General features: G+C 66.3%; 24 protein-coding genes. 11 read left to right on the forward strand and 13 right to left on the reverse strand.

What is annotated here, in order from left to right; genetic code table 11:
* Positions 1 to 578 precede the first annotated feature (578 nt).
* Both WS51_RS28935 and WS51_RS28940 read left to right on the forward strand, forming a co-directional pair.
* On the forward strand, positions 579 to 1,037 hold the full coding sequence (locus WS51_RS28935) for a (2Fe-2S)-binding protein (RefSeq protein WP_059543280.1): 459 nt from the start codon (positions 579 to 581) through the stop codon (positions 1,035 to 1,037).
* A gap of 21 nt (positions 1,038 to 1,058) precedes the next feature.
* On the forward strand, positions 1,059 to 3,548 hold the full coding sequence (locus tag WS51_RS28940) for a xanthine dehydrogenase family protein molybdopterin-binding subunit (protein ID WP_069230252.1): 2,490 nt from the start codon (positions 1,059 to 1,061) through the stop codon (positions 3,546 to 3,548).
* A 131-nt stretch (positions 3,549 to 3,679) separates the two neighbouring features.
* Here WS51_RS28940 and WS51_RS28945 read toward each other — a convergent pair whose 3' ends face one another.
* From WS51_RS28945 to WS51_RS28955, 3 genes are all read right to left on the reverse strand, one after another.
* Complete coding sequence (locus WS51_RS28945) at positions 3,680 to 4,864, reverse strand: porin (protein ID WP_059543276.1); 1,185 nt, start codon at positions 4,862 to 4,864, stop codon at positions 3,680 to 3,682.
* A gap of 60 nt (positions 4,865 to 4,924) precedes the next feature.
* Positions 4,925 to 5,719: an ABC transporter substrate-binding protein gene (locus WS51_RS28950; protein ID WP_059543275.1), complete on the reverse strand. Its 795-nt coding sequence runs from the start codon at positions 5,717 to 5,719 to the stop codon at positions 4,925 to 4,927.
* 61 nt (positions 5,720 to 5,780) lie between these two features.
* The gene (locus WS51_RS28955; protein ID WP_059543273.1) at positions 5,781 to 6,950 is read right to left on the reverse strand and encodes a M20 aminoacylase family protein; all 1,170 of its coding nucleotides are present in this window, start codon (positions 6,948 to 6,950) and stop codon (positions 5,781 to 5,783) included.
* On the opposite strand from WS51_RS28955, the gene WS51_RS32355 reads away from it, so the two are divergent.
* The 4 genes from WS51_RS32355 (at position 6,938) to WS51_RS28970 (ending at position 9,574) form a co-directional block, all read left to right on the forward strand.
* On the forward strand, positions 6,938 to 7,090 hold the full coding sequence (locus WS51_RS32355) for a hypothetical protein (protein WP_155773639.1): 153 nt from the start codon (positions 6,938 to 6,940) through the stop codon (positions 7,088 to 7,090). The two genes, WS51_RS28955 and WS51_RS32355, sit on opposite strands and share 13 nt — an antisense overlap.
* Positions 7,087 to 8,049, forward strand: coding sequence for a LysR substrate-binding domain-containing protein (locus WS51_RS28960; RefSeq protein WP_069230253.1), 963 nt, complete (start codon positions 7,087 to 7,089; stop codon positions 8,047 to 8,049). The genes WS51_RS32355 and WS51_RS28960 overlap by 4 nt, the downstream gene beginning before the upstream one ends.
* 81 nt (positions 8,050 to 8,130) lie before the next feature.
* On the forward strand, positions 8,131 to 8,406 hold the full coding sequence (gene frmR, locus WS51_RS28965; protein WP_006753040.1) for a formaldehyde-responsive transcriptional repressor FrmR: 276 nt from the start codon (positions 8,131 to 8,133) through the stop codon (positions 8,404 to 8,406).
* 58 nt (positions 8,407 to 8,464) lie between these two features.
* Positions 8,465 to 9,574, forward strand: a complete 1,110-nt coding sequence (locus WS51_RS28970; RefSeq protein WP_059502431.1) for an S-(hydroxymethyl)glutathione dehydrogenase/class III alcohol dehydrogenase — start codon at positions 8,465 to 8,467, stop codon at positions 9,572 to 9,574.
* Positions 9,575 to 9,852: 278 nt separating this feature from the next.
* On the opposite strand, the gene WS51_RS28975 is transcribed toward WS51_RS28970, so the two are convergent.
* Positions 9,853 to 10,878, reverse strand: coding sequence for an AraC family transcriptional regulator (locus WS51_RS28975; protein WP_059502433.1), 1,026 nt, complete (start codon positions 10,876 to 10,878; stop codon positions 9,853 to 9,855).
* Positions 10,879 to 11,232: 354 nt separating this feature from the next.
* Between WS51_RS28975 and WS51_RS28980 the strand changes: the two genes are divergently transcribed.
* The 5 genes from WS51_RS28980 to WS51_RS29000 all read left to right on the forward strand — a co-directional run bounded on the left by WS51_RS28980 (position 11,233) and on the right by WS51_RS29000 (position 16,147).
* Positions 11,233 to 12,462, forward strand: coding sequence for a dienelactone hydrolase family protein (locus WS51_RS28980; protein WP_069230254.1), 1,230 nt, complete (start codon positions 11,233 to 11,235; stop codon positions 12,460 to 12,462).
* 67 nt (positions 12,463 to 12,529) lie between these two features.
* Positions 12,530 to 13,318, forward strand: coding sequence for an SDR family oxidoreductase (locus tag WS51_RS28985; protein ID WP_059502437.1), 789 nt, complete (start codon positions 12,530 to 12,532; stop codon positions 13,316 to 13,318).
* A gap of 64 nt (positions 13,319 to 13,382) precedes the next feature.
* On the forward strand, positions 13,383 to 14,621 hold the full coding sequence (locus tag WS51_RS28990; RefSeq protein ID WP_059543265.1) for a styrene monooxygenase/indole monooxygenase family protein: 1,239 nt from the start codon (positions 13,383 to 13,385) through the stop codon (positions 14,619 to 14,621).
* A 5-nt stretch (positions 14,622 to 14,626) separates the two neighbouring features.
* Complete coding sequence (locus WS51_RS28995) at positions 14,627 to 15,154, forward strand: flavin reductase family protein (protein ID WP_059543264.1); 528 nt, start codon at positions 14,627 to 14,629, stop codon at positions 15,152 to 15,154.
* 33 nt (positions 15,155 to 15,187) lie between these two features.
* Positions 15,188 to 16,147: a SphA family protein gene (locus WS51_RS29000; RefSeq protein WP_155628458.1), complete on the forward strand. Its 960-nt coding sequence runs from the start codon at positions 15,188 to 15,190 to the stop codon at positions 16,145 to 16,147.
* Here the strand turns inward: WS51_RS29000 and WS51_RS29005 are convergent.
* The 9 genes from WS51_RS29005 to WS51_RS29045 all read right to left on the reverse strand — a co-directional run bounded on the left by WS51_RS29005 (position 16,141) and on the right by WS51_RS29045 (position 23,846).
* The gene (locus WS51_RS29005; protein ID WP_208606691.1) at positions 16,141 to 16,368 is read right to left on the reverse strand and encodes a hypothetical protein; all 228 of its coding nucleotides are present in this window, start codon (positions 16,366 to 16,368) and stop codon (positions 16,141 to 16,143) included. The genes WS51_RS29000 and WS51_RS29005 overlap by 7 nt on opposite strands.
* Positions 16,369 to 16,623: 255 nt before the next feature.
* Positions 16,624 to 17,598, reverse strand: coding sequence for a type II secretion system F family protein (locus tag WS51_RS29010; RefSeq protein WP_059451842.1), 975 nt, complete (start codon positions 17,596 to 17,598; stop codon positions 16,624 to 16,626).
* A gap of 38 nt (positions 17,599 to 17,636) precedes the next feature.
* On the reverse strand, positions 17,637 to 18,614 hold the full coding sequence (locus WS51_RS29015) for a type II secretion system F family protein (protein WP_059543259.1): 978 nt from the start codon (positions 18,612 to 18,614) through the stop codon (positions 17,637 to 17,639).
* 31 nt (positions 18,615 to 18,645) lie between these two features.
* Positions 18,646 to 20,013, reverse strand: a complete 1,368-nt coding sequence (locus WS51_RS29020) for a CpaF family protein (RefSeq protein ID WP_059451844.1) — start codon at positions 20,011 to 20,013, stop codon at positions 18,646 to 18,648.
* A 19-nt stretch (positions 20,014 to 20,032) separates the two neighbouring features.
* The gene (locus tag WS51_RS29025) at positions 20,033 to 21,241 is read right to left on the reverse strand and encodes a CpaE/TadZ family protein (RefSeq protein ID WP_069230256.1); all 1,209 of its coding nucleotides are present in this window, start codon (positions 21,239 to 21,241) and stop codon (positions 20,033 to 20,035) included.
* A 21-nt stretch (positions 21,242 to 21,262) separates the two neighbouring features.
* Entirely contained in the window at positions 21,263 to 21,706 is a 444-nt protein-coding gene (locus WS51_RS29030; protein WP_059451846.1) for a TadE/TadG family type IV pilus assembly protein, read from the reverse strand.
* Complete coding sequence (locus WS51_RS29035; protein WP_059451847.1) at positions 21,703 to 22,236, reverse strand: TadE/TadG family type IV pilus assembly protein; 534 nt, start codon at positions 22,234 to 22,236, stop codon at positions 21,703 to 21,705. Before WS51_RS29035 ends, WS51_RS29030 begins: the two co-directional genes overlap by 4 nt.
* 13 nt (positions 22,237 to 22,249) lie before the next feature.
* Positions 22,250 to 23,521: a pilus assembly protein TadG-related protein gene (locus WS51_RS29040; RefSeq protein WP_069230257.1), complete on the reverse strand. Its 1,272-nt coding sequence runs from the start codon at positions 23,519 to 23,521 to the stop codon at positions 22,250 to 22,252.
* Positions 23,522 to 23,546: 25 nt separating this feature from the next.
* Entirely contained in the window at positions 23,547 to 23,846 is a 300-nt protein-coding gene (locus WS51_RS29045; RefSeq protein WP_069230258.1) for a hypothetical protein, read from the reverse strand.
* Positions 23,847 to 23,856: the final 10 nt, after the last annotated feature.

Genomic DNA, 23,856 nt, shown 5'->3' on the forward strand with positions numbered 1-23,856 from the left:
CTGGCGAGAATCAATCAATGAGAATTATTTAATCGGCATTTTTTACTTTTCCGCCCTCGTTCGGTAATTTTTTCTCTAATTGGAATTCGCTGTCCCGCTCCAATCGGAATCGCCGCTGGTGCTTTCGCTTGCCACGCGTCTGTTTATCTGCATCAAACGGCATTCCGGCCTCAGTCGCCCGCCCGTCTGGGCGATCCTCCTGTATACGAACATCCAGTTCACTAACGGAACAATCTCATTTCGATTGTTCCGCTGCGTGATGCATCAATAGCCGTCATTCGATCCATGCGCCTTCCCCGAATGATCGCGAGTCAAATATAGGCACGACTCGCAAACGTTTTCCACGGACCGGCAAAGATCTTGTCAAAACTCAACAATCTTTCGTCAATATTTCATGATTCGTATACGAGATGTAAATTTCATATTTTAACTAATTGACACGGATCGTTAAAAAACGCAAAACATTCCGGTTTTAATCAGCTCGGCATTTCGTGAATCTGCTTTAATTGATTCAGATCCGCCGCATTGCGGTTTAGTCGTTGCCGGTAATAACGAGGTGTCCACGGGAGAACTTCACGATGGTGACGTTGAACATCAACAACCGGCCGGCGGAAGTCGACGCCGATCCGTCGACGCCGGTGCTCTGGGTGCTGCGCGACAACCTGGGGTTGACCGGCACCAAGTTCGGTTGCGGGACAGGAGACTGCGGCGCGTGCACCGTGCACGTCGATGGACGACCGGTGCGCAGCTGCACGCTGGCGCTGTCGTCGGTCGGAAACGCGCGCATCACGACGTCCGAACACCTCGCCGACGATGCAGTCGGCAAGGCCGTCCTCGACGCGTGGGTCCGGCACGACGTCGCGCAATGCGGCTACTGCCAGAGCGGCCAGATGATGAGCGCGGCCGGGCTGCTGCGCGGCAACAAGGCGCCGAGCGATGCCGACATCGACAGCGCGATGGCCGGCAATCTGTGCCGTTGCGCCACTTACCAACGCATCCGTGCCGCGATTCACGATGCGGCCAGGGCGCTTGCCTGAGCCTGCCGGGAGACTACGAACATGCGCATTCGCACCGCCGGGCGCCCGGCACGCACCGACGACCGTCACGCCGACGTCACGTCCGTCACCGGAGCCGCTGCTCCGATGCCCGGCCGGCGCGGCTTCCTGAAGCTCACGATCGCTGCGAGCGGCTGTCTCGCACTCGGCGTCCCGCCGCTGCGCGCCCGTGCCGAAGCCGGCACCGCGCTTCGCACTTCGCCGCCTCAAGCATTCCTGATCATTGCACCGGACAATACCGTCACCGTCGCCGTCAACCGGAGCGAAGCCGGCCAGGGCGTGAGCACGGCACTGCCGATGGCGCTGGCCGACGAACTCGACGCCGACTGGCGCAACGTGCGCACCGTGCTCGCGCCGGCCGGCGAGCCGTACAAGGATCCGGTGACCGGTATCCAGATGACGGGCGGTTCGACGTCGATCAACCATTCGTTCATGCAATACCGCGAACTCGGCGCATCCGCGCGCGCGATGCTCGTCGCGGCAGCCGCCCGGCGCTGGAACGTCGACCCGGCCACCTGCAGGACGCAGGACGGGATCGTGACGTCGGGCAGTCATCGCGCGACCTACGGCGAGCTTGCGCCGGACGCGATGGCGATGCCGGTGCCGCGGCACGTGCCGCTGAAGTCGCCCGACCAGTTCCGCCTCATCGGCAAACCGACGCCACGCGTGGACGCACGCGCGATGCTCGACGGCACGCTGAAGTACGGGATGGACTGGCGGTTGCCCGACATGATGGTGGCCGTGGTCGCGCGTCCGCCGCGCTTCGGCGGACAGGTCGCGAGCTACAACGCGGCGGCCGCGCGAGCCGTCAAGGGTGTCGTCGAGGTCGTCGAGATCCCGACCGATCGCGGCGGCACCGGCGTTGCGGTAATCGCAACCGGCTACTGGCCGGCCAAGCTCGGCCGCGACGCGCTGCAGGTCACGTGGAAGGACACCGGCTCGACCGTGTCGTCCGCCGAGCAGATGCAGGCGTACAGGCAGCTCGCCGGCACGCCGGGCACCGTCGTGCGCACGGCCGATACCGGCAACGCGCCGACGGCGGCGACACGCATCCGGAAGGACTACGAATTCCCGTATCTCGCACACGCGCCGATGGAGCCGCTCAGCTGCACGGTCGACGTCGGGCCGCCGAGCTGCGCGTGCGGCATCAAGATCTGGGGCGGCTCGTCGATGCAGACGACCGATCGCGCGGCGGTGGCGAAAGCGCTCGGCGTCGCACCGGAGAAGGTGCAGATCTTCACGATGACGTCGGGCGGCGACTACGGGCGCCGCTCGACACCGACGTCGGACTACGTGGTCGAAGCGGCCCGCGTATCGGCCGCGTATCTCGCAGCCGGCCATCTGGGCCCGGTCAAGACGATCTGGTCGCGCGAAGACGACCTGCGCGGCGGCTACTACCGCCCGATGGTGCTGCATCGCGTCGACATCGGCGTCGACGGCAGCGGCGCGGTGACGGACTGGCAGCACGTCGTCGTCGGCCAGTCGATACTGAAAGGCTCGCCGCTCGAACGCACGACGATCCGCAAAGCCGGCACCGATCCCGACCTGACAGACGGCGTCGCGAACAGTCCGTACGGATTCCCGATGCAGGTGTCGGTCCATCAGCCGGATGTCGACGTGCCGGTCCAGTCATGGCGCTCGGCCGGCCATACGCATACGGCGTTCGTGATGGAGACGCTCGTCGACGAGCTCGCCCACGCGGCGCGCCAGGACCCGGTCGCATACAGGATGGCGCGGCTGTCCGGCCCGGAGCATGCGCGCCATCGCGACGCGCTCGCGCTCGCCGTCGACAAGTCGGGTTACGGCACGCGCACGCTGCCGGCCGGGCACGCATGGGGTGTCGCGATGCACGAAACGGCCGGCACGGTCGTCGCGTATGTGACCGAGGTGTCGGTGGAAGCGCAAAGGCCGCGTGTGCACCGCGTGACGGCCGGCGTGCATGCCGGGCGCATCGTGAACCCGACCGGCGCCGAAGCGCAGATCCAGGGCGGTGCGCTGTTCGGCCTCGCGACGACGAAGCCTGGTTTCGCGATCGACGTCGACCACGGCGCGGTCCGCAACGCCGGCTTCGCCGACTATCCGCCGATACGGATGCAGGAGGCGGCGCCGGTGGACGTGTTCTTCGTGCCGTCGGACGCGCATCCGACCGGCCTGAGCGAAGCCGGCGTGCCGCCGATCGCGCCGGCGGTCGCGAACGGCGCATTCGTGCTGACCGGCGAACGGATGCGCGCGTTGCCGTTCGCGCCGATGCTGGTCGCATCGACGGCGCCCGCACTGCCAGCCGCCACCGCCGCGGACGACGATCCGTACGCCGATCTGCCGGCAGGCGGTTGCCGGATCCCGCGCAAGGCGAAGACGGCCGCGTTCAAGCCGAAGGTCGAACACAGCCAGGCCGGCGTCGGGCGGCCGAGCGCGGTGCCGAAATTCCTGCGGCCGAAACGCCGCGCCGGAATTCCGTGCATCGATGCATTGAAGAAAGGGACGATGACGTAACGCGCAAGCGACGGAACGGACCTGCCGGCGCTTGCGCAAGCCGGGCGCGACAGGTCCGTCGCGACCTTCGCCGGTTGCAAGGACGGGAAGGCCGGCGGCGACGGCGCGCCTGCCTCCCGAGTGCCTTCCGGTCAGAACTTGTGCCGGATCCCCGCATGCACCAGCACCTGCTTCGACGTCGACGACAGATCGGCCGCGCCCGGGGCAAGCGCCTGGTCGAGCGACGAACCGGTCGCGTCGCCCGCGACCCGCTGGTATGCGCCCATCAGGTAGACGTCAGTGCGCTTCGACAGGTTGTAGTCGGCCATCAGCCCGATCGAATGGATCTTCGGCTTCGCGCTGCCCGTGGTCGCTTCATAGCGAACGGTCGTATACACATACTGCGCGCCCACGAAGAACGCCGGCGTGAACTGGTATTTGCCGTTCACTTCGAAGTTCTGATATTTGATCGCCGTGAGCGTGCCGCCCGCGAGCGGCCCCGTGACGGGTTCGATCGTCTCGTCGCCGAACAGGTAGCCGACGTTCGCGGTCGGCCGCGTGACGTTGCTGTTCGTATATGCGAACCCGATCGTCGCGGGCCCTGCCGTGTAGTTGACGCCCGCGCCAAAGATCCGCAGCCGCGCGGACGCGAAGTTCGCATCCGCGCCGACCGACCCCGGGCCCGCGACCGCACCGCCGGCTGTCGTCCCCGGGTTGTCCGCATTCAGGAACGCCGCGCCGACGAGCAAGCCACCCTGCTCGTACTGCGCGCCGACGCTCCACTGCCGGTTGTTCGCGAACCCGGTGTCGTTGCTGAAGCTATATGTGCCGCCGAACGAGAAGCCGGCAAAATCCGGGCTCGCATACTTGAGCGTGTTGTTCACGCGGAACGTGTTGCCGGTGTTGTCGTTGTCGAGCGGATGCGAGAACGGATAGGTGCCCCAACTGCCGTTCGCGGTGGTCGGCGCGAGATAGTCGACGACGGAGTCGTATTGCCGGCCGAGCGTCAGCGTGCCGAAGCGCGTGCTGCCGAGCCCGACGTAAGCCTGCCGCCCGAACATGCGGCCGCCCTGCGCGAGCGTACCGCTGTTCACGTTGAAGCCGCTCTCGATCTGGAACAGCGCGCTGTAGCCGCCGCCGAGATCCTCGGTGCCCTTCAGCCCCCAGCGGCTGCCCTGCGCAAAGCCGCTCGCCATCTGCCATGCGCCATGGCCGCCGACGTTGTTCGTGTAGTCGATACCCGCGTCGATCAGCCCGTACAGCGTGACGCTGCTTTGCGCGAAGACCGGTGCAGCACAGAGTGCCGGCATCGCGACGAAAAACAATCTCCAGTTCATTCGTTTTCCTTATCGTTATGATGATCGCAACCCGCTCGAAGCGGTGCGTTGCAGCGCTGCTTACTTCGCGCCGTAGATGTCGAAGTCGAAGTACTTGCGGTTGATTCGCTGATACGTACCGTTCGCGAGGATCGTCGCCAGCGCGCGGTTGAACGCGTCGCGCAGCTCGGTGTCCTGCTTGCGCAAACCGAGGCCGTCGCCCTGCCCGAAATACTTCGCATCGTCGATCGCCGCGCCGACGAACATGAAGTCCTTGCCCTGCGGCTTCTTCAGGAAGCCGTCGCTCGCCGCGATCGACGCCTGGAACGCCGCATCGAGCCGCCCGGTCACGAGATCGGCGTATACCTGATCCTGGTTCTGGTACGACTCGATCTGCACGCCGGCCGGCTGCCAGTTCGCGATCGCATAGTCGGCCTGCGCGGAACCCTGCTCGACGCCGACCCGCTTGCCCTTCAGCGACGCAGCCGTCGGCAGCAGCGGCGAACCCTTGCGCGCGATCAGCCGCGCCGGTGCATTCGAGATCCGGTTGGTGAACGCGATCTGCTGCATCCGCTTCGGCGTGATGGTCATCGACGATGCGATCACGTCGAACTTGCGCGCGAGCAGCCCGGGAATCATCCCGTCGAAACTCGACTCGACCCACACGCAGCGCGCATGCAGCTCCGCGCAGAGCGCGTTGGTGATGTCGATTCCGAATCCGGTCAGCGTGCCGTCGGGCTGCTTGTACTCGAGCGGCGGATACGTGGGATCGACCGCGAGGCGGATCTCCTTGCCCGTCCAGTCGCCCGCGTGGGCGGCCCCTGCCATCATCGTTGCCGTCAGCGCCGCCGCGAGCGCCACCATCCACTGTTTCATTGCCTGTCTCCTTGTTTCCATCGTTGAAGGTGAAGCGAATCCGTGTGTCCGTCTGCCCTGCTCACGCAAGATAGCGCTCCGCGAGCGCGATCCAGTAACTCGCGCCCGTCGCGAGACACGCATCGTTGAAATCGTAGCCGGGGTTGTGCAGCCCGCAGCTCATCGCGCCGTCGCCGTTGCCGATCGACAGGTAGCTGCCCGGGCAGGCCTCGAGCATGAACGCGAAATCCTCGCTCGCCGCGATCGGCCGCAGGTGCGGAATCAGCGCGTCGTCGCCGCCCCATTCGCGTGCTACGTCGCGGGCAAACGCGGTTTGCGCTGCATGATTGACGAGCACCGGATAGCCGTAGCGATAGTCGATCTCGGCCGTCGCGCCGTAGCTGTCGGCCTGCCCGTGCACGATCGCGCGGATGCGCCGTTCGAGCAGCGCGCGCACCTCCGGCGACAACGCGCGCACGCTCAGTTCGAGATCGGCATGCGCGGGAATCACGTTCGAAGCCGTGCCCGCATGAATCGAGCCGGTCGTGACGATCGCCAGCTCCTGCGGATTCACGTTGCGCGACACGACGGTTTGCAACGCCATCACGATCGACGCGCAGACGACCACCGGATCGATCGTCGTGTGCGGCGCCGCGCCATGGCCGCCGCGCCCGGTCACGCGCACGCGCACCTCGTCGGCCGACGCCATCGCCGGGCCGTCGCAGAAGCCGAGCACGCCTGCCGGCAACCCGGGCACGTTGTGCATCGCGAATACGGCGTCGCACGGGAACTGCGTGAACAGCCCGTCGTCGAGCATCCGCTTCGCGCCGCCGAGCCCTTCCTCCGCCGGCTGGAAAATCAGGTTCAGCGTGCCGGCGAAGCGAGCGCGCTCGGCGAGACAGCGGGCCGCCGCGAGCAGCATCGCCGTATGGCCGTCGTGGCCGCACGCGTGCATCACGCCGTCGTGCCGGCTCGCGTGCGGCAGCCCGGTCGTCTCGCGGATCGGCAACGCATCCATGTCCGCGCGCAGCCCGAGCCGTTTGCCGGTGCCGCGCGTGAGCGTGCCGACCACCCCGGTGCCGCCGAGGCCGCGCGTGACCCGATAACCCCATGTTGTCAGGTAATCGGCGACGAGTTCGCTCGTCGCATGCTCCTCGAAGCCGAGTTCCGGATGCGCGTGCAGCCGGTGGCGCAACGCGATCATCTCCGTCTCGATGGCCGCCATTTCTGGCGGAATACGTGCTCGATCCAACTCCGTTGCTCCTCGATGCGTTCCGGTTGCCGATCGCCGGAATGGCAGATCGTGGCGTGATCGTAGGCAGCGAAAAAACCGGCGAACAGCCGCAGTTTCGTTATGATGACAACCTTTCGTTGTCGGGTATCGCACCATGAGCACGATCAAGCTGCATCAGTTGCAGGCCCTCGTCGCGAGCGCGGAGGCCGGGAGCATCCGCGGCGCGGCGCGCACGCTCGGGCTGTCGCAGGCGGCAGTCACCCGCGCGCTGCGCGAGCTGGAGGCCAGCGAGCGCCTGCCGTTGCTGGTGCGCGCGCCGGAAGGCATCGGCTTCACGGAATACGGGAAAACCTTGCTCACGCACGCGAAGCTCGTGCTCAAGCAGCTCGAGCATGCGCAAAGCGATCTTGAACGGATGCGCGGGCGCATCGAAGGGCGGCTGAGCGTCGGCGTCACGCCGTGGCTCACGATGACGTTCCTCGCGGAAACCGTGCTGCGGTTTCGCGAGCGGATGCCCGACGTGCGCCTCGAACTGTACGAAGCGCTGATGGCCGTCGCACAGCCGCTGCTGCGCGACGGCAGCATGGACTTCGCGCTCGGCCACGTGCAGGCCGGCAGCGGTGCGCAGGAATTCGCATTCGAGCCGCTGCTACGCTACGAGACGTCGGTGATGGTGCGCGCCGGGCATCCGCGCGAACGCGCGAAGTCGGTGCACGATCTGCTCGAATGCGACTGGGTACTGAATTCGTCGGCCGACGGCCAGGCCGCGCTCGTCGATTATCTGTTTACGCAGCACGGCGCGCACATCGACGAACGGCGCATCGTACGCGCGCAGTCGGTCGCGATGCTGCAGACGATGCTCGAACAGGCCGGCATGTGCACGTGGTGCCCGACCATCCTCGCGGCTGTGCCGTCGTTCGGCGAGCGGATGCGCGTGCTGTCGCTCACCGAAACCTTCGACCCGAGCGAGCTCGGCATCGTCACGCGCCGCAGCAGCACGCTGAGCGACGCCGCGCGCTGCTTCATCGACTGCCTGCTGCAGGTGATCCGGCGGCATGCGCGGTCGGCGCGCAACGAGGATCTCGCGCTGTTCCGCACGCTCACGCTGCTGATCTGACGCGTGACGGGCAGCCCTCCCGTATACCTCCGCGCCACATTGCTCTATACTGCCCCCCAGTATCCGGAACCCACAGATCCCATGCCGCATTCCCCCGAAGAAAAGAAACGCGTGCTGACCCGCGTGCGCCGTGTTCGCGGGCAGTTGAATGCGCTCGAGCAGGCGCTCGAGGAGGGCGCGGATTGTGGCCCGATACTTCAGCAACTGGCTGCCATCCGCGGCGCGATCAACGGTGTGATGGCCGGCGTGCTCGAAAGCCATTTGCGCGAGGAATTCACCCAGCTCGCGGACGCCCCGCGGCCCTCGTCCGGATCGATCGACGATATCGTGACGCTCGTCCGGTCCTACTTGCGCTGACCGGTCCAGGTTCGTCGACGTCCGATCCATTCGATGATTCTTTTTTGACAGGATTGCCATGAAATCACGTGCCGCAGTTGCGTTCGAGGCGGGTAAGCCGCTCCAGATCGTCGAAATCGACGTCGAACCGCCCCGCAAGGGCGAAGTGCTCGTCAAGATCACCCACACCGGCGTCTGTCACACGGATGCCTTCACGTTGTCGGGCGACGATCCGGAAGGCCTCTTTCCGGCCGTGCTGGGTCATGAAGGCGCCGGCATCGTCGTGGAAGTCGGCGAAGGCGTGACGAGCGTGAAGCCCGGCGACCACGTCATTCCGCTTTACACCGCCGAATGCGGCGAGTGCCTGTTCTGCAAGAGCGGCAAGACCAATCTGTGCGTGTCGGTGCGCGCCACCCAGGGCAAGGGCGTGATGCCCGACGGCACCACGCGTTTCAGCTACAACGGCCAGCCGATCCATCATTACATGGGCTGCTCGACGTTCAGCGAATACACGGTCGTCGCCGAAGTCTCCCTTGCGAAGATCAACCCGGACGCGAATCCGGAGCAGGTCTGCCTGCTGGGTTGCGGCGTCACGACCGGCCTCGGCGCGGTGAAGAACACCGCGAAGGTGCAGGAAGGCGATACGGTCGCCGTGTTCGGTCTCGGCGGCATCGGCCTCGCGGTGATTCAGGGCGCCAAGCTCGCGAAGGCCGGCCGCATCATCGCGATCGACACCAATCCGGGCAAGTTCGACCTCGCGCGCGTGTTCGGCGCAACCGACTGCGTCAATCCGAAGGACCACGAAAAGCCCATCCAGCAGGTGATCGTCGAGATGACCGGCTGGGGCGTCGACCACAGCTTCGAGTGCATCGGCAACGTCAACGTGATGCGCGCGGCGCTCGAATGCGCGCACCGCGGCTGGGGCCAGTCCGTCATCATCGGCGTCGCGGGCGCCGGCCAGGAAATCTCCACGCGACCGTTCCAGCTCGTCACCGGTCGCCGCTGGCTGGGTACGGCGTTCGGCGGCGTGAAGGGCCGCTCCGAACTGCCGGGCATGGTCGAGGACGCGATGGCCGGCAAGATCCAGCTGGCACCGTTCGTCACGCACACGAAGCCGCTCACCGAGATCAACGAAGCGTTCGACCTGATGCACGAAGGCAAGTCCATCCGGACCGTCGTGCATTTCTGAAACACGCGTCAGGAGACCGGCTGCGGCAGCCGGTCTCGCTGCACGATGCCGCCGGCAAGCCGCGACGCTTGCCGGCGCGACACATTCTTCGCCCTCTCCTTCGTCGAACCGGCAACGGTCGACGTCACGTCATTCATGCTGGCGCCGCAACGCGGGAAACGACCGTGCGCGTCACGCGATGCAGTGGCATCGGCTGCGTTCATGACATCCGTCAAGGCAGCGCCCCGCCCTTGTGCCAGACTTTCGACAACGAGCCTGCGTGGTCGCCGCCCCTCCCGTCAGCACCGCGCGCGCCGCATCCGGAGCGTGGCCGACGGCGATTCCCCGAACGCACGCTTGTAGTCGATCGCGAACCGCCCGAGGTGCGCGAAGCCCCATTTCAGCGCGACGTCCGTCACCGACGCGAGCCCCGGTGTCGCGTCGTCGAGCAGTTCGTCGCGCACACGTTGCAGCCGCAACTGGCGCACGAATCCCATCGGCGTGATGCCGTGGCGATTGCGGAATCCGGCGAACAGCGTGCTCGGGCTGACGCCCGCCAGTTCCGCGAGCCGCTCGATCGTCAGCGGCTCGTCGAGATGCGCACGGATGTATTCCTCGACGCGACGCACATAGAACGGCGCGAGCGGCGCCGGTGCGGCGCGTATGCCGTTGCGGGCGCTGTTCGGGTGGCCGTACAGCAACAGGTTGAGCAGCGTCGATTCGAGTTGCTCGAACGCGAGCGGATGGCGCAGCGGATGTCCGTCCGTCGCGATCGCGTCGGCCAGCATCGGCAGCATTTGCGCGAGGCACGCGCCCTGCTGCGACGACAGGCTGAATTCCGGCTCGAACTCCACCGGCACGCGCCGGTCGCCGCCGAAATGCCGCTGCGCATGCCGCTCCATCACCTCGCGCTCGATGCGCAGGATGACTTGCGGGCACGCGTCGCCCCACCGCATCCGCAGCGGCAGCGTCGGCGACAGCAGCGATGCAATGTCGGGCGACGACACGAAGCGCGTCGCGCCGCACTCGATCTCGGCGTCGCCGCGCAGCGGAATCTGCAACAGATAGAAGTGCTCGAGCGGCCCCGGCTCGATCGACACCTCACCGCCGTAGTCGAGCAGATTCAGCGACAGGTTGCCCCAGCGCGCATGATGCATGCGGCCGTGCAGCGCGCGCGAATCACCGGTCGGCGTAAGCCGATGCGGTTTGAACACGTCCGCCACGCGCGCGCGTACCTCGTCGACGTCATCGGACTGCAGCAGCAATGTGTCATGGTTGAAACAGGCCGCGTGATCCAGCCAGCCCGCTTCCGAAAGTTGCCCCATCGAAGTTCTCCCGTCGTGCTCGATCGCACCTGCGCCGTGCACGCGTTCCCGATTCCGGGGAATCCCGTCGCACGATCCGGATAGCATCCGGAGTATCCGGACAGTCCGCCTCGTTACACTACGCAAGCCCTGCGCACATCACGCAAGAAGCGGACCGTTCGCGCATCGTAGAAAACTGTGCGGAGCTTCCGCATCCGCACATACCCGCAGTGCGCCGCGCTCCAGCCCCGACGCGGCGGGCCGACCCGCAGGTTTCCGGAATTCGCGGATACCGGCCGAAGAAAGCGGATAGAAGCGCGCGTTTCGTCCGCCAATACTGGGCCCAAGCCAGTCACGAACAGAATGGAGGGACACATGCAAGGACGACACATCGAGATCCCGTCGGCGGACGGCGGGACGTTTCGCGCCTACCTGAGCACGCCGGCCGGCGGCACGGGGCCGGGCATCGTGCTGTGTCACGAGATCTTCGGCGCGAATGCAACGATGCGCGACGTGGCCGATTACTACGCCGAGGAAGGCTACACGGTGCTCGTGCCCGACCTGTTCTGGCGCCAAGCCCCCGGCATCGAACTCGGTTACACCGCGGCCGATTTCGAACGGGCAATGGCGCTGTACCGCGAATACGACGAAAACAAGGGCGTCGACGATATCGCCGCCGCGCTGGCCGTGCTGACGCAACGGCCGGAATGCACGGGGCAGGCCGGCGTGCTCGGCTACTGCCTGGGCGGCAAGCTCGCCTATCTCGCCGCGTGCCGGTTGCCGGACGTGGCCGCCGCGGTCAGTTACTACGGCGTGGGGATCGAGCACGCGCTCGACGAAGCCGCGCATCTGCGCGGCCGGCTCGTGCTGCAGATCGCCGCGCACGACCGCTTCTGCCCGCCCGATGCGCAGCAGCGCATCGCCGCGGCATTGGCCGGCCGCGACGGCGTCGAAGTGTACGTCTACCCGGGTGTCGACCACGCGTTCGCGCGCGTGGGCGGCGATCATTTCGACAAGGCGGCCGCGGTCATGGCGCACCAGCGCGCGATCGCCGCGTTCCGCGCGGCGCTCGGGCCGCACTACGATCTGTCCGCGCTGTGGGAAGAACACATCCGCCACGAGTTCGACACGCGCAACGTCGACGCGACGATGGCCACGATGGTCGCGCAGCCTTATGTGAACCATATTCCGACGCTCACGGGCGGCGTCGGCTACGACGAGCTCAAGCGCTTCTATACGCATCACTTCGTGCATGCGAACCCGCCGGACACGACGATCACGCCGATCTCGCGCACGGTCGGCGCGAGCCAGATCGTCGACGAGCTGCTCTTCTGCTTCACGCACACGACCGAGATCGACTGGATGCTGCCCGGCATCGCGCCGACCGGCAAGCGCGTCGAGATTCCGCTCGTCGCGATCGTCAAGTTCCGCGGCGACAAGCTGTATCACGAACACATCTACTGGGATCAGGCGAGCGTGCTCGTGCAGATCGGCCTGCTCGACGCGACCGGCTTGCCCGTCGCCGGCGTGGAAACGGCGCGCAAGCTGCTCGACGAAACCGTGCCGTCGAACCGGCTGATGAAGCGCTGGCACGAAAGCGCGTGATAGACCGATACGCAGGCGGTGCGCGCAACGCGCGCCGCCGCCACTCAATCATTCCAGGAGACTCCCCATGACTGCCCTTGCTGGCAAAGTCGCGATCGTCACTGGCGGCGCCACGCTGATCGGCGCCGCCGTCGCGCAGGATCTGAGCCGTGCCGGCGCGTGCGTCGCGATCCTCGATCTCGATGCGGAAAACGGCGCGCGCGTCGCCGATTCGCTCGGTGAACGCGGGATGTTCATCGCGATCGACATCACCGACGATCGCGCGATCGACCGCGCGGTGTCCGCAGTCGCCGAACGCTTCGGCGCGATCGACTTGCTGATCAACCTGGCCTGCAGCTACGTCGACAACGGGATCCAGGCCACGCGCAACGACTGGCTCGCGGCGATGGACGTCAACGTCGTGTCGGCCGCGATGCTGGCAAAGGCCGTTCATCCGCACCTGACTCGGCGCGGCGGCGGTGCGATCGTCAACTTCAGTTCGATCTCCGCGCAATGCGCGCAGACCGGCCGCTGGCTCTATCCGACCTCGAAGGCCGCGATGCGCCAGCTCACGCGCAGCATGGCGATGGATCTCGCCGCCGACCGGATTCGCGTCAACTCGGTGTCGCCGGGATGGACGTGGTCGCGCGTGATGGACGAGCTCACGCACGGCGACCGCGCGAAGACCGATCGCGTGGCCGCGCCGTTTCATCTGCTCGGGCGCGTGGGCGACCCGTCGGAAGTCGCGCAGGTCGTCACGTTCCTGTGCAGCGACGCGGCGAGCTTCGTGACGGGCGCCGACTACGCGGTGGACGGCGGCTACTCCGCAATGGGCCCGGAGCAGGCGGTGCCGGCAATTCCGCGACTCGCCGAATAATCGTCATCCGACTCGTTCGGCCCATAGTCCGCATCACGTAATTCGTTCTACCAAGGATTCGACCATGAAACGCATCGCCATCGTCGGGGCCGGCCAGTCCGGCCTGCAACTCGCCTTCACGCTGCTCGACCAGGGCTATCACGTCACACTCGCGACCAACCGCGACGCGCAACAGATTCGCACCGGCAAGGTCATGTCGAGCCAGTGCATGTTCCATACCGCACTTCAGATCGAACGCGATCTCGGCCTGAACACCTGGGAAGAGGCTTGCCCGTCCGTCGAGGGCATCGGCATCGCGGTGCCGCATCCGGCCGGCAACGGCCGCAAGGCGATCGACTGGTCGTCGCGGCTGACGCGCTACGCGCAATCGGTCGATCAGCGCGTGAAGATGGCCGACTGGCTCGACGCGATCGGGCGCCGCGGCGCGGACGTGCGTATCTGCGACGTCGGCGTGCCGGAGCTCGAAGACCTCGCGCGCAGCCACGATCTCGTGCTGCTCGCGGCCGGCAAGGGCGAAATCGTGAACCTGCTGGGCCGCGACGACGCACGCAGCGCATTCGAGCGCCCGCAGCGCGCGCTTGCCCTCACCTACGTGAAAGGCATGGTGCCGAGCCAGCCATATTCGCGCGTACGCTTCAACCTTCTGCCCGGCGTCGGCGAATACTTCGTGTTTCCGGCACTGACAACGACGGGGCAGTGCGAAATCATGGTATTCGAAGGGATCCCCGGCGGCCCACTCGATTGCTGGGCCGACGTGACGACACCCGAGCAGCACCTCGACCGCAGCCTGTCGTTCCTGCAGCAGTACGTGCCGTGGGAATTCGAGCGCTGCCGCGACGTCGAGCTCACCGATCCGAACGGCACGCTGTCCGGGCGCTTCACCCCGACCGTGCGCAAGCCGTTCTTCCGCCTGCCGTCGGGACGCACCGTGTTCGGCATGGCCGATGCGGTGGTCGTCAACGATCCGATCACCGGCCAGGGTTCGAACAATGCGGCCAAATGCGCGAAGGTATACGGCGACGCAATCCTCGCGCGCGAAGCCGAACCGTTCGACGAAGGCTGGATGCACGACACGTTCGAACGCTACTGGGCTTACGCGCAGCACGTCGTGCGCTGGACCAACTCGCTGCTCACCCCGCCGCCGCCGCACATTCTCGAGCTGCTCGGTGCCGCCGGCCAGCTGCCGTCGCTCGCCGCGACGCTCGTCAACGGCTTCGACGATCCGCGCCAGTTCGCGCCGTGGTGGTTCGAGCCGTCGGCCTGCGCGGCGCTGATCCGCGAACACGCCGCACGCTCGGAGTAACCGACATGGATACCGCTGCTACCTGCAATCCGGCGCACGACCCGCAGCAACTGCGTGCAGCGTTCGGCCAGTTTCCGACCGGCGTTACCGTGATCACGACGCGTTCGCCGGACGGGCGCAAGGTCGGCCTCACCGCCAATTCGTTTTCGTCGCTGTCGCTGGACCCGCCACTCGTGCTGTGGAGCCTGCGCAAGGTCGCGCCGAGCCGTCCGGACTTCGTCGCGGCCACGCACTTCGCGATCAATGTCCTCGCGCACGACCAGATCGAGCTGTCGCGCCGCTTCGCGACACCGCGCGCCGACAAGTTCGACGGTGTGCCGCACGCGGACGCCGATGCGGGCGGCGTGCCCTGTCTCGATGGCGCGAGCGCGCGGTTCGTGTGCCGCAACGTCGGCCATTACGAAGGCGGCGACCATCTGCTGTTCATCGGGCAGATCGAGCAGTTCGCCACGTTCGGAAAGGCCCCGCTCGTATTCCATGCGGGCCAGTATCGCGCAATCTCCGATCATCCCGATCTTTTTCGAGCCGTTTGATTAGTTATACAAATAAATATACAGGAGGTGGTGATGATGAAATTCGGCTCTCGCATGCTTGCGATCGCAGGTCTCGTGTTCATCGGCGTGGCCGCGCACGCGCCCGCGCATGCGACCGACCTGCCGTCGGTCAACCTGGGGATGACCAGCTTCCTCGACGGGCTGCCGCCGGCCGGCTCCGGCTGGTATGGTACGCAGTATCTCGAGTACTACACGGCCGGGCGCATCAACGACAATGCCGGCAACAAGGTCGGGCTGCCGAAGCAGGACATCGATCTGTTCGCAGGGCTGAGCCAGCTCGTCTATCAGTCGCCGCTGACGTTCGGCGGCATGCATCCCGGGCTCGACGTGATCCTGCCGTGGGTGGCCTCGGTGCATACGAACGACGGCATCGGGAATGTCGCGCTGAATTCGCGAGCCGGGTTCGGCGACCTGCTGGTCGGCCCGTTCATCCAGTTCGATCCGGTGATGGGCGCGCAAGGGCCGCGCTTCGCGCAGCGAGTGGAATTCCAGTTCATCGCGCCGACCGGCGCATACGATCCGGCACGCGCGATCAATCCGGGCAGCCATTTCTGGTCGTTCGATCCGTACTGGGCCGCGACGTTCTGGATCACGCCGAAGTGGACCGTATCGTGGCGCCTGCACTATCTGTGGAATGCGGCCAATCACGAACCGGCGACCGCGCTCGGGCCGGACGTGACGTCGACGCAGGCCGGCCAGGCAGTTCATGCGAACTTCGCGACCGAGTACGAAGTGCGGCCCGGGCTGCGGCTGGGTATCAACGGCTACTGGCTGCGCCAGACCACCGACATGAAGGTCAACGGGCAGGCGGTATCCGGTACGCGGGAAGCCGTGCTCGGAATCGGGCCCGGTGCCATGGTCAGCTTCTCGCCGCAGGATCACCTGATGTTCAACGCGTATTTCGAGGTGCATGCGCGCAACCGGCCGCAGGGTTCGCGGATGGTGCTGCGGTACGTACACCACTTTCAGTAGACGAAGAACCGGCGCGCGACGTGTTTGGCCGCCCGCGACGCCGGCGTGAAGCTGCACGTCGGATCGTCGTTGCCGCGCGGTGAACTGCATTCGAGCCGGTCACTCACCGACTTCGCACTCGCCGCATTCCATTCATACAGGCTCTTGTCGCTGTCGATCGGCATCCGGTGCGTCAGCGGACACGGGCTCGCCAGCGCGTTGCTTCCCTTCGGCGAAGGCACATGCGCTGACGCGCCGGCGCACCGCCCCGACTGCATTCGATGTTAGCCGTAGGGGGCCACCCGCGCGGGCGGTGGACTACGGCTGTCTCCATGATCGACCATGGGTCCGGGTTGCACTGACGCCGCTATGATCGATCTGTCTCGCGACGCCGCCCGGGGGGGAGAAGGAGCCTCCCATGAAGACGGTGACCGTATCGGCCCGCGATGGCCGGTCGGCACGTACATCCGGTTCGCGCGGTCATTCCTCGCGGCGGCTTACTGCCCGATACCGGTGAAGGTCGGCAGCAGCACGCGATACACGTGAATCATCGCCGGCCCGAGCAACACGCACATCAGCGCGGGGAAAATGCAGAAGATCAGCGGGAACAGCAGCTTCAGCGCGATCTTCGCGGCACGTTCCTCGGCGCGCATCCGCCGCCGCGTGCGCAGCATGTCGGACAGCACGCGCAACGATTCGGCGATGCTCGTACCGAAGCGATCGGCCTGGATCAGCATCGCGCAGAACGATTCGATATCCTCTACACCGGTCCGAAGTGCCAGATTGCGCAGCGCGGTTTCCTTCGTGAACCCGGAGCGCATCTCGAGCAGCAGCAGGTCGAGCTCGCTCGCGACCACTTCGCTGCGAAAGCGCAATTCCTCGCTCACCCGCATCAGCGCCGCATCGAGCCCGAGCCCGGCTTCCACGCATACGGTCAGCAAGTCGAGTGCATCGGGAAAGTCCTCGAAGATCACCCGCTGACGCGTCGCGATCCGCCGCCTCAGGACCACGTTCGGCACGTAGTAGCCGATCCCGGCGAGTGCGACGAGAATGAACGACAGCAGCATGCGTTGATCCGCGAGCCGGGTCGTGGCGAGCGCCAGCAGCGCGGCGCCGGGCAACGCCAGCGCGAGTACCGTCTTCGCTGCGAAGTACAGCGCGCCTGCGCTCGGATCGCGCCAGCCGGCATTCATCATCCGGATCCGCAGCGGTGAATTCTCCCAACCCTCCTGCGGCACCGACAACCGGGAAATCGGTTGCGACAGTTCGACGAGCTTCGCGACCCATCGCGATGTCTGCTCGCCGCCTTCGTCCGCACCGGCGGCGATGCCCATGCTTGCGCCGCTCGCCTGCTGAATCCGGCGCTCCATGTTGCGCGGCGCAAACAGCAGCATCGCGGCCAGCACGCCGCCGGCGACGAAGACGAACAAGCCGGCCAGCATCACGGTATGTACTACGCTCAGGTTTTGCATGACAGCCTCGAATCGGTTCGTGAAGCCTGAGACACGCGTCAGACGCGAATCCGGATGATGCGGCGAATCCACAGCATGCCGAACGCCATCGACGTCAGCATCACGCCGACCATCTTGACGCCGGCAGGATCCTGCCAGAGCACCGACAGAAACTCCCGGTTCAGCACCGCCATCATGCCCGCGGTACCGAACGGCAGCAGCCCGAGGATCCAGGCCGACAGCCGCCCTTCCGCCGACAGCACGCGGACCTTGTCGAACAGCTTGAAGCGCTCGCGAACCAGCGATGCAATGCTGTCGAGCAGCTCCGCCAGGTTGCCGCCGGTCTCGCGCTGGATCAGCACCGCGATCACGAAGTAGCGCAGGTCGTGGGCCGGCACGCGCGTCGCGAGGTTCACCAGCGCATCGTGCAGCGATACGCCGTAATTGATCTCGTCGAACGTGATCCGGAATTCACCGCCCATCGGATCGGGAAACTCCTCGCCGACCATCCCGAGCGCGCTCGTGAAGGAGTGGCCGGAGCGCAGCGCGCGCGCAATCATGTCGCAGACATCCGGCAGTTGCCGCTCGAGCTTGAGCATCCGCCGGTTGCGATGGCGCATCACGTACATCGCCGGCAGGCATGCGCTCAGCAGCGCGATCGGTACCGCGACGATCAGCGGCAACGGCGTGAGCAACAGGATGAGCATCGCCGTCACCGGCAACACCGCGCTGTACACGACGAGCTTCGCCACCGTCCAGTCGAGCCCCGATTGCTGCAGCATGAGATCCACCGACTGCACGCGCGGCACGCGCAGCAGCAGCCGGTCGAACGGTTTCGACTCGTCGAGCATCCGCTTCTTGAGAATCGACAGCCGCTCCTGTTGCACGTTGCCGCCGGCCGACATCGCGCGCAGGCGCGACTCGATCCGCCGTGCCGCGGCGCCGTGGCGTGTGTTCCACCATTGATAGACGCCTTCGATCGCGAGCACGACTGCCACGAAGGTGAGAATCACAAAACCATAGAATATCGAGTCCATGAGGCCTCCCCGGAGTCAGACGCGCGCGTCGTCACTTCGTCTCGTAACGCTGCGCCGGGTCGTACAGCGAATCCGGCAGGTCGATGCCGAATGCCTGCAGCCGCTCGGCGAACTTCGGCCGCACGCCGGTCGCGCAGAAGTGTCCGCGCACCGTGCCGTCGCGGTCCATGCCGGTACGCTTGAACGTGAAGATCTCCTGCATGTTGATGATGTCGCCTTCCATCCCGGTCAGCTCCTGGATGCTGACGATCTTGCGCTTGCCGTCGGTGAGCCGCGTCGCCTGGACCACCACCGAAATCGCCGACGCGATCTGCTGGCGCATCGTCTTCGGCGGCAACGTCAGCCCGCCCACGCTGATCATGTTCTCGAGCCGCGTGAGCGCGTCGCGCGGCGTGTTCGCGTGGATCGTCGCGAGCGAGCCTTCGTGGCCGGTGTTCATCGCGTTCAACATGTCGAGCGCTTCCGCGCCGCGCACTTCGCCGAGGATGATCCGGTCCGGGCGCATCCGCAGCGCGTTGCGCACGAGCGTGCGCTGCGTGATCTCGCCCTTGCCCTCGATGTTCGGCGGCCGTGTTTCGAGCCGCAGCACGTGCGGCTGCTGCAGTTGCAGCTCCGCCGCATCCTCGATCGTCACGATCCGCTCCGATCGCGGGATGAAGCCCGACAGGATGTTGAGCAACGTGGTCTTCCCGCTGCCCGTCCCGCCCGACACGAGCACGTTCACTTTCGCCCTGGCCAGCGCGTCGAGCAGCTCCGCCATCGGCGGCGTGAGGCTCTGGAAATTCACGAGGTCGTCCATCTTCAGCGGATTGACCGCGAAACGCCGGATCGACATCAGCGGGCCGTCGATCGCCGACGGCGGAATGATCGCGTTCACGCGCGAGCCGTCCGGCAGCCGCGCGTCGACCATCGGGGTCGATTCGTCGATGCGGCGCCCGACGCGCGACACGATCTTCTCGATCACCTTCATCAGGTGCGCGTCGTCGTAGAACGTCACGTCGGTCAGTTCGAGCTGGCCGGCACGCTCGACGTAGACCTGCCGGTACGTGTTCACGAGGATGTCGGAGATGCCGGGGTCGCGCAGCAGCGCCTCGAGCGGGCCGAAACCGAACATTTCGTCGTACACGTCGATCACGAGCTGGCGCCGCTCGATGTCGTTCGCGGGCAGGCGCTCCTCGTCGAGGATGCGCGTGATCAGCGCCGCGATTTCCTGCCGCACCTGCTCCTGCGGCAGGCGCGACAGGCGCTCCAGCTCGACGCGCTCGAGCACCGCCAGGTGAATTTCACGGCGCAGCTTCTGGTACGCGTCGCGCACCGACGAATGCGTCGCGCCTGCCGGTTCGGTGCCCGCCGCCGCCGGCTGCGTCCGGTACAAGGACATCTGTTCGCGCAATGACATGATGGTTTCCCCGAAAGATTCACATGGACTTGAGCTTCGGCGTGGCCTTGCGGCCGAACAGCCGTGACATCAACGGTTCGCTGCTGGACGCGTCGTGGCGGGTGCGCACGTCCCCTTCGACGATCTGCTTCGCGCAGGCCTGCAACGCGCGCGTGACGGCGGCGCCACGTGCGACGCGCGAGACGGGATGCCCCTGGTCGAGCGCCTCGCGTACGGTATCGGCGTCGTCGGGTATCGTGCTGCTCGCGTGCAGGCCGAGCACTTCCTCGAGCGCGGTGCGCGTACGTTCGCTGGCGCGCGTCATCCGGTTTACGACCAGGCGCATCTGGTCGATCGGGTAGCCGAGCGACACGAGAATCTCCAGCAGCCGGCGCCCGGCACGCACGTGCGGCATCGACGGCTGCAGCACGAGCTGGATCTGGTCGCTGCGATCCAGCGCGATCATCGACAACGGATTGATGCTCACCCCGATGTCGACGATCACGAAGTCGTAGCGCGGCGCCGCGACGCCGAGGATCCATTCGAGCGCATCCTCGCGCATCTCTGCAGCCTTGATCGGGTCGCCCGCGCCAGCCAGCACGTGGAAGGTCGGTGTCACGTGCGCGACGCTCGCGTCGAGAAACGCGCCGTCGAGCCGTTCGAGCTGCGCGCACAGCTGCGGCAGCGTCGACGGCGGCGTCTCGTCGCTGACGAGGAACGCGGCATCCGCGAACTGCTGGTTCAGATCGACCAGCAGCACGCGGCGCTTGTGGGTTTCAGCGATTTCGTACGCGACGTTGCTCGCGGCGAAGCTCGTGCCCGCGCCGCCTTTGCACGACATGAAGGACACGAAGCGCGTATCGTCGCCGTCGCGCCGCGTGCTTTGCACGGCGGCCCGCTCGAGCGCACGGGCGAGCGCCGCGGGGTCGATCGGCCACTGCAGCACGTCGCGCGCACCGGCGCGCATCGCGTCCAGCAGGATGTTGGGCGCCGCATCGGCCGTCACCAGGATGCAGGTCAGGCCCGGATGCAGGCGGCAGAGCCGCTCGAGCGCCGACAGCTCGACGGCATCGCTGGTCGCGCCGTCGATCAGCAGGATGTCGAATGAATCGAGTCCGTCCGTTCGATGCTCGATCTGGGACGGCCGTCCATGTGCGCGTGTCACACGGTAGTGCCCGCTGTCGCTGACCAGGCGCGCGATCTGCGTGAGCCGGGCGGTATCGTCGGCAGCTACGAGGATATTGATCATGACTGTGCCTCGTCGGTTCGATTATTGGCAGGCGGCGCCGCCCGTCGATGAATTCAGGCTTTCCCGCGACAGCGTCGTCGTGAACGGCGGCATCGTGAGGGTCACGTTGGCGATCGGAATCATCGTTCTGACCGTGACGTTGGTGATGCTGACGGTCACGAACGAGCAGGAGCTCACGTCGCAGCCTGACGGGATGTAGCTCACCGACACGTTCGCGTTCGACAGCATCGGCATCAGCGACTTCACGCGCTTCACGACGCCGGCCGCGTTCACGTCGCAGACGATCGCCGTGCGCGCGCCGAGCCGGATGGCCTCGGTCGCGGTGTTCCAGTAAAACAGCACGCGCCCGAATTCGAAGATGCCGATCAGTAACGTGATCAGGATCGATGCGATCAGCGCGAACTCGACGATCGTCGCGCCGCGTTGGCCGCGACGGCGCGACGGCGGGAAGGGGCGCGCGTTCATGACACTTGCCTCATCACGGTGACGATGTTGCCGAAGGTGATCGACGACAATCCCGGGTAGGCCGGAATCGGCTGGTACTGGTAGCCCTTCACCTTCACCTCGACGACGTTGATGCTGCCGGTCGCCGTGCCGCTTGCCGCGTTGTTGGTCGAGTCGTAGGTCGGCAGGTTGGCGAACTGCGGCGGATCGGACGCATCGGCGCAGTCGGGCGTGTGCGCGGCGTCGCAGACGATCACCATCGATGTCGTGAGGCCCGGCACCAGCTCGGTGCCGGCGGAGCCGCACGTGGTGCTGCCATACACGACGAGGCACTGCGCCTGGGCGAGCGGATACGCGCTGTCGGTCGGCAAGAAGACCGACAGGTAGCGCGCCGCGTTGCGCGTCGCCTTGGTGAGCGTCTCGTACTGGTAGATCGCGCGGCCGAACTCGGCCACGCCGGTTGCGAGCACGATCATCGGCATCAGCACGAGCGCGAATTCGACCGCGGCGACTCCGCGCATGCGTGACCGGCGAATCGGGCGCTTTTTCATGATCGCGTCTCCTCTATTGAACGAGCATCGGGACCTTGATGCCGACCGAGCTGCCGCTGCCGGGCAGGCCGTGCGTCGCGCAGGGCGTGGTGCCGGACGCCGTCGAACCGAGGTATTCGAGGTGTGCGACGACCCCGCCCGAGCCCGGGCTGAACGGCAGCGGGTCGAGCATCAGCACACAGTCCCACTGCGTGACGTGCAGCTTGCTGCTGCTCCCCGACAGCGTCGAACAATCGCCCTCGGGCGCAAGCGCGACCCGACGGTCGCCGCCGTATGTCTGGTAGTTGCTGGCCGTGGCGGTCCCGTTGGTTGAGATGCCGCTGCCGGCAGGCGGCGCACCGTCGCCCTGATAGGCCTTGAAGCTTGCGCGATCGAGCACGAACTGCGTGTACGCATCGCCGACGATGCCCGCGGTTCCCGGCGGCCCGTATTTGGGGCCGACGTACGCGTAGCCGGTGAAGTCCGGCTGGCCGCTCGAGCCGTTCGCGCCATTCGTGTAGATCCCGAAGCGCGTGTTCCAGGCACGCAGCGACGCGGCCTTCAGGCCCGTCGACCCGAGGTCGGGCGGCGACGTGATGTTGCAGGTGTTGCCGGACAATTCGCTGGCGATGGTCGGCTCGTTCGTCGACCCGTCGAGCGCGGCCCAGCCGAAGTTGCCGGGCCCGTACGTCGACGACGAGCCGGAAGGCGACGAGATCCAGTCGCCGACCTTGTACGGCGCGGCGGCAGCCGCCTTGCACACGAACACCGGGATCGCACAGGTCGTCTGCCCGGCGCCCACCGTCGCGATCGCGCTCGCCGAGACCTGGGCCGCGTTCGCGACCCGCACGCCCGGGATCGTGTTGAGTATCTCGATGAACCAGTGCGCGATGTTGCTCAACTGCGCCGTGCACTTCACGTACTTGATGTTTGCCGGCGTAGTCACCGCCGTCTTCGTCAGGAACGGATTGGTCAGCGAATCGCTGAACGTGACGTTCGAATCCGTCTGCATCTGCACCGCGTTCTGCTGAAAGAACGCGAAATTCGAGTGGCCGGCCGCAATGCCGTCCGCTTCCGCGACCTGCAGGCTGATGGCCGTCGTGAGGTCGCGCGCAGCGGACAGCGCGCATGAGTCGGCGCTGTTCTGAAGTTCGCTGCGCGTGACGTACAGCTTGCCGAGGTCCAGCGCGAGACCGACGAACCCGATCATCACCGCCAGTGCGAGACCGACGATGATCGCGACCGCGCCTTGCTGGCGATGCATGCCGCGACGCGTGAGTTTCGGATGACGAGCTGCCCTGGACATGGCGTTCTCCCTGAGCGTGCCTGTGTTATTGCGCCGACGACTTGCCGATCCCGATCACGAAGGCATTGGCTTTCGGCTCGGGCTGCTTGAACGACTTGTCGTAGTTGTCGAGCGCGGACGCGGCGGCGCTGCCGTCGACCCCCGGGCGCGACGCCGCGTGTTCGGCGGCGTGCGGATCGATGATCTGGGCTTGCGTGACGGCGCGGACCGAATCGCCGAAGCGGCTGTCCCACACCGGCGTCGACGACATGCAGCCGGCGAGCGCGAATGCGAGCGGGACGGCCAGTGCAGCGCGGCGCGCGAATACGAGGTAGGCGGATTTCATGAGCTTCCCC

The sequence above is a fragment of the Burkholderia territorii genome (assembly GCF_001718335.1).
Taxonomy (GTDB): domain Bacteria; phylum Pseudomonadota; class Gammaproteobacteria; order Burkholderiales; family Burkholderiaceae; genus Burkholderia; species Burkholderia territorii.

Bases quoted from the DNA above. Each gene is read 5' to 3' on its own strand.
- WS51_RS28935 (WP_059543280.1), top strand. From the start codon at position 579: ATGGTGACGTTGAACATCAACAACCGGCCGGCGGAAGTCGACGCCGAT.
- WS51_RS28940 (WP_069230252.1), top strand. From the start codon at position 1,059: ATGCGCATTCGCACCGCCGGGCGCCCGGCACGCACCGACGACCGTCAC.
- WS51_RS28945 (WP_059543276.1), bottom strand. From the start codon at position 4,864: ATGAACTGGAGATTGTTTTTCGTCGCGATGCCGGCACTCTGTGCTGCA.
- WS51_RS28950 (WP_059543275.1), bottom strand. From the start codon at position 5,719: ATGAAACAGTGGATGGTGGCGCTCGCGGCGGCGCTGACGGCAACGATG.
- WS51_RS28960 (WP_069230253.1), top strand. From the start codon at position 7,087: ATGAGCACGATCAAGCTGCATCAGTTGCAGGCCCTCGTCGCGAGCGCG.
- frmR (WP_006753040.1), top strand. From the start codon at position 8,131: ATGCCGCATTCCCCCGAAGAAAAGAAACGCGTGCTGACCCGCGTGCGC.
- WS51_RS28970 (WP_059502431.1), top strand. From the start codon at position 8,465: ATGAAATCACGTGCCGCAGTTGCGTTCGAGGCGGGTAAGCCGCTCCAG.
- WS51_RS28975 (WP_059502433.1), bottom strand. From the start codon at position 10,878: ATGGGGCAACTTTCGGAAGCGGGCTGGCTGGATCACGCGGCCTGTTTC.
- WS51_RS28980 (WP_069230254.1), top strand. From the start codon at position 11,233: ATGCAAGGACGACACATCGAGATCCCGTCGGCGGACGGCGGGACGTTT.
- WS51_RS28985 (WP_059502437.1), top strand. From the start codon at position 12,530: ATGACTGCCCTTGCTGGCAAAGTCGCGATCGTCACTGGCGGCGCCACG.
- WS51_RS28990 (WP_059543265.1), top strand. From the start codon at position 13,383: ATGAAACGCATCGCCATCGTCGGGGCCGGCCAGTCCGGCCTGCAACTC.
- WS51_RS28995 (WP_059543264.1), top strand. From the start codon at position 14,627: ATGGATACCGCTGCTACCTGCAATCCGGCGCACGACCCGCAGCAACTG.
- WS51_RS29000 (WP_155628458.1), top strand. From the start codon at position 15,188: ATGATGAAATTCGGCTCTCGCATGCTTGCGATCGCAGGTCTCGTGTTC.
- WS51_RS29010 (WP_059451842.1), bottom strand. From the start codon at position 17,598: ATGCAAAACCTGAGCGTAGTACATACCGTGATGCTGGCCGGCTTGTTC.
- WS51_RS29015 (WP_059543259.1), bottom strand. From the start codon at position 18,614: ATGGACTCGATATTCTATGGTTTTGTGATTCTCACCTTCGTGGCAGTC.
- WS51_RS29020 (WP_059451844.1), bottom strand. From the start codon at position 20,013: ATGTCATTGCGCGAACAGATGTCCTTGTACCGGACGCAGCCGGCGGCG.
- WS51_RS29025 (WP_069230256.1), bottom strand. From the start codon at position 21,241: ATGATCAATATCCTCGTAGCTGCCGACGATACCGCCCGGCTCACGCAG.
- WS51_RS29030 (WP_059451846.1), bottom strand. From the start codon at position 21,706: ATGAACGCGCGCCCCTTCCCGCCGTCGCGCCGTCGCGGCCAACGCGGC.
- WS51_RS29035 (WP_059451847.1), bottom strand. From the start codon at position 22,236: ATGAAAAAGCGCCCGATTCGCCGGTCACGCATGCGCGGAGTCGCCGCG.
- WS51_RS29040 (WP_069230257.1), bottom strand. From the start codon at position 23,521: ATGTCCAGGGCAGCTCGTCATCCGAAACTCACGCGTCGCGGCATGCAT.
- WS51_RS29045 (WP_069230258.1), bottom strand. From the start codon at position 23,846: ATGAAATCCGCCTACCTCGTATTCGCGCGCCGCGCTGCACTGGCCGTC.